Source organism: Caproicibacter fermentans (assembly GCF_014303955.1).
Taxonomy (GTDB): Bacteria; Bacillota; Clostridia; order Oscillospirales; family Acutalibacteraceae; genus Caproicibacter; species Caproicibacter fermentans.
Window position 1 is genome coordinate 1,782,876 of sequence record NZ_CP060286.1, and the last position, 13,555, is coordinate 1,796,430.

11 protein-coding genes are annotated in these 13,555 nt (G+C 50.6%); 8 read left to right on the top strand and 3 right to left on the bottom strand.

Translation table 11 applies throughout. The annotated features are described in order from the left end of the window. Nucleotides 1-32: 32 nt before the first annotated feature. Together pfkB and HCR03_RS08840 are read right to left on the bottom strand one after the other, a co-directional pair. Nucleotides 33-971 (bottom strand): 1-phosphofructokinase, encoded by a 939-nt coding sequence (pfkB, locus tag HCR03_RS08835; RefSeq protein ID WP_187037752.1) that lies wholly within the window; start codon nucleotides 969-971, stop codon nucleotides 33-35. Nucleotides 972-1,016: 45 nt separating this feature from the next. Then, nucleotides 1,017-1,790 carry a DeoR/GlpR family DNA-binding transcription regulator gene (locus HCR03_RS08840; RefSeq protein WP_066644966.1) on the bottom strand — a complete coding sequence of 258 codons (774 nt, stop codon included), beginning with the start codon at nucleotides 1,788-1,790 and terminating at the stop codon, nucleotides 1,017-1,019. A 623-nt stretch (nucleotides 1,791-2,413) separates the two neighbouring features. Between HCR03_RS08840 and HCR03_RS08845 the strand changes: the two genes are divergently transcribed. After that, complete coding sequence (locus HCR03_RS08845) at nucleotides 2,414-4,000, top strand: PTS transporter subunit EIIC (protein WP_228725164.1); 1,587 nt, start codon at nucleotides 2,414-2,416, stop codon at nucleotides 3,998-4,000. Nucleotides 4,001-4,027: 27 nt separating this feature from the next. Beyond that, nucleotides 4,028-4,996: a Gfo/Idh/MocA family protein gene (locus HCR03_RS08850; protein ID WP_187037754.1), complete on the top strand. Its 969-nt coding sequence runs from the start codon at nucleotides 4,028-4,030 to the stop codon at nucleotides 4,994-4,996. On the opposite strand, the gene HCR03_RS08855 is transcribed toward HCR03_RS08850, so the two are convergent. Beyond that, entirely contained in the window at nucleotides 4,993-5,814 is an 822-nt protein-coding gene (locus HCR03_RS08855) for a MurR/RpiR family transcriptional regulator (protein WP_066644975.1), read from the bottom strand. The two genes, HCR03_RS08850 and HCR03_RS08855, sit on opposite strands and share 4 nt — an antisense overlap. A gap of 186 nt (nucleotides 5,815-6,000) precedes the next feature. On the opposite strand from HCR03_RS08855, the gene HCR03_RS08860 reads away from it, so the two are divergent. From HCR03_RS08860 to ptsP, 6 genes are all read left to right on the top strand, one after another. Further along, nucleotides 6,001-7,332: a 6-phospho-alpha-glucosidase gene (locus tag HCR03_RS08860; RefSeq protein ID WP_187037756.1), complete on the top strand. Its 1,332-nt coding sequence runs from the start codon at nucleotides 6,001-6,003 to the stop codon at nucleotides 7,330-7,332. Nucleotides 7,333-7,381: 49 nt separating this feature from the next. Then, entirely contained in the window at nucleotides 7,382-7,873 is a 492-nt protein-coding gene (locus HCR03_RS08865) for a PTS sugar transporter subunit IIA (protein WP_187037758.1), read from the top strand. Between the two features lie 405 nt (nucleotides 7,874-8,278). Then, on the top strand, nucleotides 8,279-9,157 hold the full coding sequence (gene licT / locus HCR03_RS08870; protein WP_187037760.1) for a BglG family transcription antiterminator LicT: 879 nt from the start codon (nucleotides 8,279-8,281) through the stop codon (nucleotides 9,155-9,157). A 162-nt stretch (nucleotides 9,158-9,319) separates the two neighbouring features. Continuing rightward, complete coding sequence (locus HCR03_RS08875) at nucleotides 9,320-11,464, top strand: PTS transporter subunit IIABC (RefSeq protein WP_066644982.1); 2,145 nt, start codon at nucleotides 9,320-9,322, stop codon at nucleotides 11,462-11,464. A gap of 103 nt (nucleotides 11,465-11,567) precedes the next feature. Beyond that, the gene (locus HCR03_RS08880; protein ID WP_066644984.1) at nucleotides 11,568-11,825 is read left to right on the top strand and encodes an HPr family phosphocarrier protein; all 258 of its coding nucleotides are present in this window, start codon (nucleotides 11,568-11,570) and stop codon (nucleotides 11,823-11,825) included. A gap of 21 nt (nucleotides 11,826-11,846) precedes the next feature. Continuing rightward, nucleotides 11,847-13,475 carry a phosphoenolpyruvate--protein phosphotransferase gene (gene ptsP / locus HCR03_RS08885; RefSeq protein ID WP_187037762.1) on the top strand — a complete coding sequence of 543 codons (1,629 nt, stop codon included), beginning with the start codon at nucleotides 11,847-11,849 and terminating at the stop codon, nucleotides 13,473-13,475. Nucleotides 13,476-13,555: the final 80 nt, after the last annotated feature.

Below are 13,555 nucleotides of genomic sequence, written 5' to 3' on the forward strand. Positions count from 1 at the left end.
CTCCCTATCCTATATGTTTAATTAAAAAAGCCCTAAATTTTTCTCACCGTTACGTAATCCAGGGACCGGGCGACTTCCTCCTGAGAACAGATCAGGGTTCCCTCCTTGGACGCCGTAACGGTTCCCGCCGCAGTGGTGATTTTTGCGATTTCATATAGCGAGCTGTTGTTCAGAATCGAACCGGCGAGGGCCGCGACCATTGAATCCCCGGCCCCGGTGGCGCTTTTAACCGGAATGTTCCAGGAATCGACCGCATAGGCTTCCTCCCGGTTCGCCACCACCGCGCCGTCCGCGCCCATGGAGACGATGACGATTTCGATTCCCGTCCCGGTCAGACGCCGGGCCGCCTCGGCAATATCCTTTTTCCCCGAAAATTTGCATCCGCTCAGCGCCTCCAATTCCTGAAGGTTCGGCTTGACCGCATAAGGGATTGCCCGAATCCCCTCCTCCAGCGCGCCGCCATCCGCATCCAGCAGTACTTTTGCCCCCGCCGTCTTTGCGGCGGCAACACAGTCTGAGTAGAAATTCTGCGGGATGCCCGGCGGAAGGCTTCCGCTGAGGACGACAATTTCCGCCTTTTGGATCAAGTTTTGAAATTTTTTCCGAAAGCGGACGAGATCTTCGGGTGAGACACGGAATCCGGTCTCATTGACCTCCGTTGTCTTGTTGACGCTTTCATCGAATATTTTCAAGTTCGTACGGGTTTCTCCCTCGATTTCCAAGAAATCAGCGGGAATTCCGGCATTTTGCAAAGCCTCCAGCAGCAGCTTTCCCTGCTGACCCGCAATCAGTCCGGTCACCGTCACGTCGACTGCAAAATTTTTTAATACTCTGGCTACATTGATTCCTTTTCCACCGGGGTCGGTCCGCGAGCGAACCACCCTGTTCAGACCGTACGGAAGCAGTTTTTCAATCACGATCGTCTTGTCGATGGAAGGATTCAGCGTAACCGTTACCACCCTGTTTTTCATGTCTGAGCAAAGTCTCCCTCCTCTTGGAGCCGCGGACCTTCCGCGCTAGCCGTTCTCGTCAGCCAAATACAGTTTGACATTGTTTTTTTGAAATTCCTTCCTCTGTTCATCGGTGATAGCATTCCCCGTAATGCAGCCGTCTATATCCGCCGCTCCGCCAAACCGTGCAAAAGACACCCGGCCAATTTTTGTATGGTCCGCCATAAGGAAAACCTGATCGGCAATGCTCATCATTTTTTGCTTGGTCGACGCTTCCACAAGGTTCGGAGTCGTCAGGCCGACTTTAAAGTCGAACCCGTTCGTAGCAATAAACGCTTTGTCAACACGGATGCGGTCGAGCGATTCTTCCGCCGCCGGGCCGGCCAGAGCCATGGTGTTCGCGCGCAGTGTTCCGCCGGTCGACATCAAGGTGATCCCAGGTATGGATGAGAGTTTTTGAAGCAGAAGAATCGAATTCGTCACAACAGTAAGCTCCTTGAACCGGGTAAGTTCGCAGGACAAGTAAAGCGTCGTGGTTCCGGAGTCTATCAGGAGTGAATCCCCCTCGCAGATCAGCTCCGCCGCTTTTTTGGCAATCAGGGATTTTTCATCCCGATACTGGTCTTCTTTTTCACTGTAGGTCGGCTCAAATCCTACAGACTTCAAATAAACCGCGCCGCCGTGCGTTCGTTTCAAAAGATTGCGGTTTTCCAATTCCGTCAGGTCGCGCCGTACCGTCGACTCCGACACCTGAAGCAGAACACACAGTTCCTGAACCGACGCCCTCGACTTATTTTGCACATACTCGGCCATTTTCTGCAGCCTTTCTTCTTCAAACATGGAAAGCCCCCAAACCCGTTTATGATTGTTTGTGATTGATTTTGACGTGTTTATAATAGCACAGAAGCATTTAATTGTCAATAATATACTCAATATTATTTTATGTCCGTATTTTTTAAGTTATAACTAATAAATTAGAACTAAATTGCTTTTCTTGTTCCTCAATAGCCTTTCAATTCAGTCATAGCTGTTTCAATTCGGTCATTTTCAGTCATAAAACAATCTCTAATCCCCGGCTGAAGACCGGGCGGATCCATGAGAAGTTGAAAAGGGCATAAAAAGCGACAAGGTTCGCCGGTCTCCGGCAGAATAAAATCGCGGGACGCCATTCTAAAAGGAGACAGCAAACCATGTCTGAGATTGTACAGTCGGTCGAGGGGTACCGGAAAGCGGAAGAAACTTTTTGGAACTTTGTCACATGAGATGGAACCTAAATCCTTTCTGATGAAAGACGAACAAAAAGTGAACAAAATATTGAACTTAATCATGAAAAATTTATAATAAGATTAACACATGTGTTGAACCGATCGGTTGCAGGAGGAGGAAACTTCATTTGCCATTTCAAACAGGAATCCGGATAATTCTGTATTGCAATACGAACATAAAATTCTAATGGAGTGTTTATGATGAAGGACAAGGTTATGGAATTGTCACAGAAATTTTCACGATCAATCGTGAAGCCCGTAATGTTTATGGCCGTTATGGGAACTGTTTTGGCAATCGCCGTTCTTTTACAGCTCAGCTTTATGCCTGCGTTTGTGAAAGATCTGGGCGATTTGCTGAAAGCGATGATGAATGCGATGCTCAACAATCTTTCGGTTATCTTTTGCGTTGGGCTCGCGGGAACGCTGGCAAAGAAGAAAAAGGTTGACGCGGCAATTCTCGGTTTAATTGTATTTATTGTTTTTCTGGCGGCCAACAACGAGTGGCTTACCATGCACAAGATGCTGGCCAAGGCCGGCGCCGCCGGCTTATACGGAACCGGGCAGAATCTGGTGCTCGGATTTCAGGTTGTGGATATGAACGTTTTCCTCGGCCTGATACTTGGGTGCCTGACCGGGTATGTCTACAACAAATTTTCCGAAAAAGAATTTATCGACGTCTTCCGCGTATACGGAGGACCGCGGCTTGCGTTTATCATTATGATTCCGACGGCGCTGGTGTTCGCCGTTGCGGCCTGCTACGTCTGGCCTGTGGTGAACGGCTGGATCAGCGCTCTTTCGGGCCTGATTAAAAGTTCGGGACTGTTCGGCCTGTTTATCTATTCGTTCGGCAACAAGGTTCTGATTCCGCTTGGCCTTCATCACCTGTTGTGGATGCCGTTCTGCTTTACTCCGATCGGGGGAACCGCAACCATCGGCGGACAGGCTGTCTCCGGCGCGGCCAATATCTTCTATGCGGAGATGGGTCAGGCCGGCAGCATCGCCGCCTTGGATTCTTCCATTCGCTTCTGTACTTTCGGGTTTGTAAAGGTGTTCGGATCGCTCGGCGTTGTTCTCGCGATGATCAAAACGGCAAAGCCAAAAAACAAAGCGGCTGTAAAAGGCATGCTTCTGCCGGCTCTGTTTGTTTCGATGATTGCCGGTATTACGGAGCCGATTGATTTTACCTTCCTGTTTGTATCTCCGCTGCTCTGGGTCGTCCACAGCGTTTACGCGGGAATTTCGGAAGTGATTCTCTACGCGCTGGGGGCGAGAACCTATATGCTGTACGGTCTGCTCGACGACGTCATCAGCAATTCCGTATTCAGCCCCTCCGTCACCAAATTCTACCTTGTTATTATTGTCGGGCTTATCATGACGGGCGTGTGGTATGTTACCTTTGTATTCCTGATTCAAAAGCTGAAGATCATGACCCCGGGCCGCAGAGATGATTTCGGGAACGACGCGGAAGAAAACGCCGTTCTGGCGGTGCCCGACGGCGCAGAGGAAGCGGATACGCCTCAGGCGAAGGGCGGCGAGATCAGCTCTCCGAAAAACGCGGAGCTCATGATTCAGGGCCTTGGCGGCCAGGAAAACATCGTCAGCGTTACAAACTGCTTCACGCGTCTGCGATGCGAAGTCCGGGACGAATCGAAAATCGACGGCCAAGTCCTGAAAAGCGCCAACCAAAAAGGCGTTGTCGTCAAAGCGAAGACCGTCCAGATTATTATCGGCATGCAGGTCGAGGACCTGAAAGAAGAAATCTGTTCCAGACTGAATTTTGAATAACACACAATAGAGTTGGGAAGTGGAAACATGAAAATCGGGATTGTGGGCGCCGGACTGATCGTGGAAGTCTTTCTGGAAGCCGTAAAAAGAATCGGCGCCCTCCGTCCGGAGGCGATTTGTGTGAGAGAAGGGCGGATGGACCGCGCGCTGGAATTATCTGAAAAATACGGGATCCGCACGCAATACACGGATTACGCGCAAATGCTGAACGACCCGGAGATTGATTTTGTCTACATCGCGCTTCCCAACCGGCTGCATTACGGGTACGCCGCGCAGGCCTTGAAAAGCCATGTTAACGTCCTTGTGGAAAAGCCGGCGGTCCTGACCGCGGCGGAATTCAAGGAGCTTGCCCGCCTCGCGGAAGAAAACCGGCTGTTCCTTTTTGAGTGCATCACAACCGTCCATCTGCCGAATTTCCAGGACATAAAAAAAAGGATCGGTGAAATCGGACCGATCCGCACTGTTGAAGCGAATTATACGCAGTATTCAAGCCGTTACGACCAGTTCAGGCAGGGCGTGGTCACCAACATATTCAACCCCGCGATGGGCGGCGGCGCCCTGATGGATCTCAACCAGTATAACGTCCATTTCGCGGTTGGAATGTGGGGAGAACCGGAGGAGGTCTGTTATTACCCCAATCTCCGCAATGGAATCGATACCTCCGGGGTTCTGGTTTTACGGTACCGGAACTTTCTCTGCTCCTGCATCGGGGCGAAGGATTCTCACGGGGACAGCCATGTTGCGATTCACGGGGAAAACGGCTGTATCCGCGTGGGTTCCGCTCCGAACGAATGCAGGTTCTACGAGATAAAAACCGACGGCGGCGCCGAGACGGTGAACCGGCAGCAGGATAACCGTCTTTATTACGAGCTTTGCAATTTTTCAGATATTTATGACCGGCGGGATTATGAAAAGAGGAACCTTCTTCTGGAGCATTCCGGGCGGGTTGCAGGCGTGCTGGAAAAAGCCAGGCAATTTGCCCGCATGAGCTTTTAGCCGGGGCCGTCCTGGCCCGGTAGACGGGAGGGCATCTCTTTTCCGCCCGGCTCCGCGCCGTGTTTGTCTTTGTAAAGCTGGTACTGCAGGAAAATGATTTCGGCCACAGTATAAAAAACCGTCATGGAAACATAGGGATAGTCCTTTTTGTTCGCATAGGCGTGATAATGAGGCGCCGCGATGAAAATGTTTTCCGTTGAATAACGCGCGAGCGTGTTGTCTTCAAATTGAGTGATGGAAATGATGGGAATATCCCGCATCTTAATCTCTTCCAAGTGTTCCGCAACGTAGGAAGTTTCACCGCTCAGGGAGACAATGAACATTAAGTCCCCTTGTTTCAGGTTGTGCACCAGATATTCAAATTCCGCTTTGCCGTCGAGAGTATAGATAAACTCCCCGCTGCCGATAAAAAGCCTTTTTAATTCGCGGATCACATTGTTCTGGATGACGCCGGTCCCAAAGCCGATGATTCGGCTGGAGGCCGAGATGAGACGGCAGATCGGTTCAAAATCTCTTTTCTGCAAATCGTTGATCACGCTCTGGTATTGCTGGGAAATCCGGTTCATGACATCGGCTCCGTCGAAAGAAGGGCGCTGTTTTTCCTCCAGTCTGAGCAGGGCTTTCAGCTCGCTGAATCCGTCCAAAGTAATTTTCTGTGTGAACCGCATTACGGTCGTTCTGGAAACGTGGCACGCGTTGGCCAGCTCCTGAATCGTCATGTTCGCCACTTCTTTTTTATGGAGGAAGATGTATTTCCAGATAATCTGGTCGGTTTCACTCAGCTGTGCGGATTTTTTGTACACCATTTCGTCCAGCATGATAACAGCGCCTCTTTCCTCGGTTTCTCGGGCGGCGGTCAACAACTTCAGTATAGGATCTATTATATCCCAATCCAATCGGGTTGGACAAGCGTCTAATTGACTTGATTCAATTTTTGTTGAGCATGCGTATCCTCATTTTTGTTTTCGATACGTAAATTAAGTTCTCAGTAAGGAGATTAAAGAATGAAAAAGAATTCTGTTCTGATTGCCGGCGGCGGAAGCACTTACACAGCCGGAATAGTGATGATGCTGATTGAAAACAGGGACCAGTTCCCGCTTCGAAAGCTAAAATTTTACGATATCGACGAACAGAGACAGAAAATCGTGGCGGACGCCTGCGCGATTATCGTAAGGGAACGCGCGCCGGAGATAGAGTTTGCGGCGACCTGCGACCCGGAGGAAGCCTTTACGGACGTCGATTTCGTTATGGCGCATATTCGCGCGGGCGGGCTGCCCATGCGTGAAAAGGATGAAAAAATCCCGATGCGTTACGGCGTTCTCGGTCAGGAGACCTGCGGCCCCGGCGGAATGGCTTACGGAATGCGTTCCATTCCCGCGGTAATACAGCTGATCGACTACATGGAGCAATATTCCCCAAAAGCCTGGCTCCTGAACTATTCCAACCCCGCTTCCATTGTCGCCGAAGCGACCAGAGCGCTTCGCCCTGATTCAAAAATCATTAATATCTGCGACATGCCGGTTGCAATCAAAAAATCCTTCGCCGATATTCTGGGGATGAAAGACACCGACATTGTGGAGCGCTACTATGGGCTGAACCATTTCGGCTGGTGGACGGAGCTGTATGACAAAGACGGAAACGACCTGATGCCCCGCCTGAAAAATCATGTAAAAAAATGGGGCTACGGGCCCGCGGGCGATGCGTGCGGCAATCCGCTGCTTGCGGACCGGAGCTGGCTGGACACCTTCCGCAAGGTTAAGGATGTTTACGCGGTGGATCCCGACACGCTCCCCAACACCTACCTCAAGTATTACCTTTATTCCGATTATGTTGCGGCACATACAAATCCGGAGTATACACGCGCCAATGAGGTTATGGACGGCCGGGAAAAAACGGTCTTTTCGGAGTGCAGACGCATTGCCCGCAACGGCACGGCGAAAGACACCAGCCTGGAGTCGGGGGAACACGCGGAATTTATCGTTCGTCTGGCACGCGCGCTGGCGTACAACACCTATGAGAGGATGCTTCTGATTGTGCCGAACAACGGCGCGATTTCAAATGTGGACCCAACCGCGATGGTTGAAATCCCCTGCATTGTCAGCAAGCGGGGGTATGAGCCGCTGTGCATCGGCACGATCCCGAATTTTCAGAAGGGCATGATCGAACAGCAGGTGGCATGTGAAAAGCTGGTTGTGGAAGCCTATCGCGAAAAATCCTACCAGAAACTCTGGCAGGCCCTGACGCTTTCCAAAACGGTGCCGAGCGCCGGTGTCGCGAAGCAAATTCTGGATGATTTAATCGAAGCAAACCGGGAATACTGGCCCGAGCTGAAGTAAGCGGAACCGGCGGATTCTTCCGCCGGACCGAGGAAAAAGAGGGAATGGAATGTTTTTTAAGAAGCGGGAGAAAGAACGGGCGACAACGGGCAAAGTTTGGTCTGTGCAGGATGGGAAAGTGATTCCGGTGACGGAAGTCCATGACGAAGCGTTTTCCTCAAAAGTTTTAGGGGACGGCGTAGCGGTTCAGCCGGAGGGCGGCACGGTTTTATCGCCTGTGAACGGAAAAATCATCAGTATTGCGAGCACCTTTCACGCTTACGGCATACAGGCCGACGACGGAACGGAAATTCTGGTTCACATCGGCATCGATACGGTTAAGCTCGGCGGAAAAGGGTTTGAAAATCTGGTTGCGGCTGGCGAAGAAGTCAGAGCGGGCACGCCGCTGTGCAATGTTGATTTGCCGTATCTCAGACAAAACGGGTGCGACACGGATATCATCGTTTTGCTGACGGATCCCGCCGGATGCGGCAATCCGGTGTATTATACGGGGATTACGGCGGCCGCCGGCAAGACCTGTGTGATTGAATATTCCAAGTAAAATCACGAGAGATGTTAAAACGAAACCGCGCGGACAAACTTCGTGCGGTTTCGCACTTTTGCCGTAAACCGGGTTGGCGGCACAGGCGCAGCGCTTTTCGCCGCAATTCGGTTTTACCAAATAACGGAAAAACCGGTTGCCACAACAGACAATCCGCTGGGTGTTTGCCAAATAACGCGCGCAGTTCTTTGTGAATGTTGCATAAATTAACTCTTTGGTATTGATTAATTAAAGATATTGTGATATTATGTAACCGTAATTTAAGATGGCTGTGACTGGTTAGACCAGGCAGGACCTTCATTGTAGTGAATCCGTTTCTGGAAATGGGTTTGCAATGTTGGTCTTTTTTTTTAGCAGAATCGTCCCGGTTGAGTCCCTTAGCGATCCGCTCAATCCGGAGACCGAGTGCCTGCGAGAAAGAAAGGAACCGCGATGTACAGAATCGCCCGTGTGATAAGCAATAATTTTGTAATTTCCAAAGATGAGGATAATCAGGAAATTATTATCAGAGGGCTCGGGATAGGCTTTCATAAATCCAAAGGCGACCTGATCCCGGAAGAAAAGACAGAAAAAATTTATCGTATGGATACGCCGAAACAAGTCGATCATCTGATCGAGCTTGTAAAAAGCATGCCCATGGATTATATCTCTGTCTGTACCGAAATCATTGAAAACGTGCAGCTGCATCTGGGAAAAAAGCTGAGTCAGAATATTTATGTCACTTTAACGGATCACGTTTGTTTTGCGCTGGAAAGGAAAAAGAACGGATTAGAATACAAAAATGAAATGCTGTGGGAAATTCGGAGCTTTTACCACGCCGAATTTGTCGAAGGAAAATATGCCGTCGCCACCATCAAAGAAAAACTCGGCGTGGAGCTTTCTGAAGACGAGGCCGCGTTTATCGCATTGCATCTCGTCAACGCAGAGCTGGAGACCGGGATCACCGACGCGTTGAGCATTACGAAAATGATCGAGGGAATTCTTAAAATCGTTGAAAACAATTACGGTATTTCTCTCAATCAGGATTCCTTGGACTACGGACGTTTTATTACCCATTTAAAATTTTTGGGCCAGCGCATTTTCAAAGGGCAGACGATGAGCAAAGACGAGAGCGATTTTTCGCTGATGATTCATAAATTTACACAGGATAAATATCAAAACGAATTTTTGTGCGCAAAGCGGATTCAAAGCTATATTAAAAGCAATTTCGGGCATTTATTGTCCAACGAAGAGATATTTTTCCTGATGGTACATCTGAGGAAATTGGTGAGCGACAAAGAGTAGCCGGCAAAGAAAAACATAATATTGGCTTGTGACCTTTTGTTAGGGCAAGACCGCAAACGGATTTGTGTTTCGCGCGCAAATTCTTTTGGCGGTCTTTTTTTGTCAATGTCTACAACAAATGGTTTCTATACACTTTATAAACATTTTTGGGGAGGAATATTGATGAAAGACAAAGCGTTTGGCGTATTACAAAGAATCGGACATTCCTTTATGCTGCCGATTTCAATTCTGCCGGTTGCCGGTTTGCTTCTCGGCATCGGAAGCTCTTTTACCAATCAAACGACGCTGGAAACTTACCACCTGCTGGGATTTATGGGCCCCGGTACGGTTATTTACAGTATTTTAACTGTCATGGCGCAATGCGGCGACGTGATCTTTACGAACCTGCCGCTGATTTTCGCCGTCGGCGTTGGCATAGGGATGGCAAAAAAAGAAAAATCGGTTGCCGCTCTTGCCTCTATGGTTGCGTTTTTTATCATGAATTCCGCAATCAGCGGCATGATTTCGATTCACGGGGGCGCCAAAGCCTTTCTGAACGGTGCCACCTGCTCGCTGCTGGGGATGACGACATTTCAAATGGGGGCTCTCGGCGGAATCATCGTCGGGCTTGGCGTCGCCGCCCTGCATAACCGTTTTTACAAAATCGAACTTCCCGCGGCGTTCTCGTTTTTCCAGGGGACCCGGTTCGTGCCCATTATCAGCACCGTGGTTTTTGCCTTTGTCGGCATTTTAATGTTTTATATCTGGCAGCCGATCCAGGTAGGCATCAATGATCTGGGCGGACTGGTGTCGAAGTCCGGAGTCATCGGGACATTCTTCTTCGGTTTAATCAAGCGGCTGCTAATCCCGTTCGGCCTGCACCATGTGTTCTACCTGCCGTTCTGGCAAACAGCGATCGGCGGAACTATGCAGGTCGCAGGGAAGGAAATCGTCGGCGCGCAGAATATTTTCTTCGCACAGCTGGCGGATCCGTCGACGATGCATTTCTCTACCCTGGCGACAAGGTTTTTTACAGGCGAATTTATCCTTTACATCTTCGGGTTTCCGGGCGCGGCTCTGGCAATGTATCGCTGCGCGCGCCCCGAAAAGAAAAAAGAAGTCTACGGGCTGCTGCTTTCCGCGTCGCTCACTGCGATTTTAACCGGCATCACGGAGCCGATCGAATTCTCTTTCATTTTCGTCGCGCCCGCTTTGTATGCCATCAACACGGTTCTGGCGGGCCTGGCTTATGCCGTCGCACAGCTGCTCAACATCGCGGTCGGCCTGACTTTCTCCGGAGGATTTATCGATCTGTTCCTGTTCGGCATTCTGCAGGGAAACAGCAAAACCTCCTGGCTTTTAATTCTCCCTGTTGGAATCGTTTATTTTGCGGTATACTATTTTACATTCAGCTTTTTTATTAAAAAATGGAACCTGAAAACCCCGGGCAGAGAAACGGACGACGAAGAAACCAAACTGTATACCCGCGCCGACTATGAAAAGAAGAGAAGCGCCTCCAAAACAGGAAAGAAGGAAGAAAGCGAACGTCTGTCGGCCAGCATTGTGAAAGGGCTGGGAGGAAAAGCCAACATCAGCGATGTGGACTGCTGCGCGACCAGGCTGAGAATCACCGTGGCAGACTCAGATCTTGTAAACGACAGTATTCTGAAGTCGACCGGGGCGGCCGGCGTGGTTCACAGGGGAACCGGCGTTCAGGTCGTTTACGGGCCGAAGGTCACGGTTATTAAATCGAATTTGGACGACTATCTGGCAAAGCCGGCCGAGGAGGCGGAAGTTCCAGAGGCCCCGGAGCCGGCGGCTTCGGAGGCTGAAACCGCTGAAAAACAAAACAAAGACGAGCCGAAAGCTTCTTCTCCCCAAAAGAGCGTCGTCTATGCTCCGCTGAACGGCAGAGTGATGGAATTATCGGAAATTGGCGACGGTGTTTTTTCGGAGGAAATGCTGGGCAAAGGATTCGCAGTCGATCCGTCGGAAGGAAAAGTAGTGGCGCCGTTCGACTGTACCGTTGAAACGGTTTTTGACACGAAACATGCGATCAATTTAAAAAGCGGAAATGTGGAGCTGATGATCCATATCGGGCTCGACACCGTCCGATTGGACGGAAACGGGTTTGACATCAGGGTTCAGGAGGGCGACAAACTGAAAAAGGGCGACCTGATCGGCTACTTTGATATGGAAGCAATTCAGAAGGAGGGATACCGTCTTGTGACTCCGGTAATTATTGCCAACACGGACGAATGGAAGAAGATTGAGCTGTTGAAAAAAGGCTCCGTAACAGCGGGCGAAAAAATATTACGTCTGGAATAACCCTTCCGCCGCGAAGTACGTACGGATCCAAAAGAATATGGTATAATATTATTTAGAAGCAGAGATCATTGAGCTGTTAAGAGAAAGAAAGGGGATCTTATTGATGCAGGAATTTCAATACACAATCCAGGATGAAAACGGGATTCATGCCCGTCCGGCGGGACTGTTGGTCCGAAAGGCGCAATCGTATCAGTCCTCCGCCACTATGATTCACGAGGGAAAAAGCGCGGACATGAAGCGTCTGTTTGCGTTATTGGGCCTGAATATCAAGCAGGGAAACACGGTCACCGTGCAGCTCAGCGGAGAGGACGAAGAGGCGGCCGCTCAGGGGCTGAAAGAGTTTTTCGGAGAGAATTTATAAACGAATGAAGGGATCGGCGCCATGACAACGACAAAGGGAATTGGGGTAAGCCGCGGCGTTGCGGTGGGGGAACTGTGGTTTCGCGCCGCTAAAATAACCGCGATTGATCCGCGAGCCGTGGCGGACCCGGAGGCGGAGGTCAAACGCTTTCAAGACGCAAAGGCAAAAGCAATCGCCCAGCTCGCAATTTTATACACTCAAACGGAAGAAAAACTCGGAAAAGAAAATTCCATTTTATTTCAAATCCACCAGATGATGCTGGAGGATCTGGATTATAACGATTCCATTGTCGGCATAATCCGGGAAGATCGGGTTTGCGCGGAATACGCCGTGCAGGAAACGGCCAAAAAGTTCGCGGACCTGTTCGAAACAATGGATGACGAGTATATGCGCGGACGCGCCGCGGACGTAAAGGACGTTTCCGAACGGGTCGTCGGTATTCTGACCGGGAACGGATCGGGGTTTAACACCGGAGAAAAGCCGTGTGTTCTGGCTTCGGATGATCTTACCCCGAGCGAAACGGCGCAGATTGACCCCAAAACCGTTTTGGCAATCGTGACCTCAGGCGGCTCCCCCACATCCCACACGGCAATTTTCGCCCGCACGATGGGCATTCCCGCCGTAGTGGCCGTAGATGGGGTTTCACTTCAGGAGTATGTCGGAAAAACGGTTGCCGTAGACGGTTCAACCGGCGAAATCTTCATCGAGCCGGACGCCGCCGTTACAAAAGAGCTGGCGCGGAAAGAAAGGGAGCAGCGGGAGCTTGCGGAACGTTTGGAGCGGTTCCGCGGCAAAAAAACCGTTACCGCCGACGGGCGCGCCGTAGATCTGTACGCCAACATCGGCGGCCCGCAGGACATGGAAGCCGTTCTGAAGAGCGACGCCGAGGGAATCGGTCTGTTCCGCAGCGAATTTCTGTTTCTGAAGCGCAGTACGCTGCCGACGGAGGAAGAGCAGTTCCAGGCATACAGCTCCGTCGTTTCAAAAATGAATGGAAAAAGAGTCGTGATACGCACGCTGGACATCGGCGCCGACAAGCAGGCGGAATCGTTCAACCTCCCGAAAGAGGATAATCCCGCAATGGGCATGCGTGCGATTCGCATCTGTTTGACCCGTCCCGAAATTTTTAAGACGCAGCTTCGCGCGCTGTACCGCGCTTCCAGCTTTGGAAATGTCGCGATTTTACTGCCGATGATTACCTCCGCGGAGGAAATCGTGCAGGTGAAGAATATCTGCGCTGAAGTCAAAGAGGAATTAAAGCGTCAGGAGATATCCTTTCATCCCGATGTTGAGATCGGGATTATGATTGAGACGCCCGCCGCCGCGGTTATCAGCGATGATCTCGCGCCCCTGGTGGATTTCTTCAGTGTCGGCACCAACGACCTGACGCAGTATACGCTGGCGGTGGACCGTCAGAACAAAACGATTGCCCGGTTTAACAACACGCATCACAAAGCGGTGCTTCGGCTGCTCCAAACGGCCGCGGACAACGCGCACCGGGCAGGCATCTGGATTGGCATCTGCGGAGAACTGGCCGCGGATGAAAGTCTTACTGAAACGTTTGTCAAAATGGGAATTGACGAGCTGTCGGTCGCGCCGTCCTCCGTGCTTTCGCTGCGTGCAAAGATCAGTGAGGTCTGTTCAGTTTAAAAAAGTCACTGAAAGCATCATTCAGGGACTATGAAAGAATAAAAACAGTCGTCTGCTTTTTGCAGGCGACTTTTTTTATG

Bases quoted from the DNA above. Each gene is read 5' to 3' on its own strand.
- HCR03_RS08840 (WP_066644966.1), bottom strand. From the start codon at position 1,790: ATGTTTGAAGAAGAAAGGCTGCAGAAAATGGCCGAGTATGTGCAAAAT.
- HCR03_RS08845 (WP_228725164.1), top strand. From the start codon at position 2,414: ATGATGAAGGACAAGGTTATGGAATTGTCACAGAAATTTTCACGATCA.
- HCR03_RS08865 (WP_187037758.1), top strand. From the start codon at position 7,382: ATGTTTTTTAAGAAGCGGGAGAAAGAACGGGCGACAACGGGCAAAGTT.
- HCR03_RS08875 (WP_066644982.1), top strand. From the start codon at position 9,320: ATGAAAGACAAAGCGTTTGGCGTATTACAAAGAATCGGACATTCCTTT.
- HCR03_RS08880 (WP_066644984.1), top strand. From the start codon at position 11,568: ATGCAGGAATTTCAATACACAATCCAGGATGAAAACGGGATTCATGCC.
- pfkB (WP_187037752.1), bottom strand. From the start codon at position 971: ATGAAAAACAGGGTGGTAACGGTTACGCTGAATCCTTCCATCGACAAG.
- HCR03_RS08850 (WP_187037754.1), top strand. From the start codon at position 4,028: ATGAAAATCGGGATTGTGGGCGCCGGACTGATCGTGGAAGTCTTTCTG.
- HCR03_RS08855 (WP_066644975.1), bottom strand. From the start codon at position 5,814: ATGCTGGACGAAATGGTGTACAAAAAATCCGCACAGCTGAGTGAAACC.
- ptsP (WP_187037762.1), top strand. From the start codon at position 11,847: ATGACAACGACAAAGGGAATTGGGGTAAGCCGCGGCGTTGCGGTGGGG.
- HCR03_RS08860 (WP_187037756.1), top strand. From the start codon at position 6,001: ATGAAAAAGAATTCTGTTCTGATTGCCGGCGGCGGAAGCACTTACACA.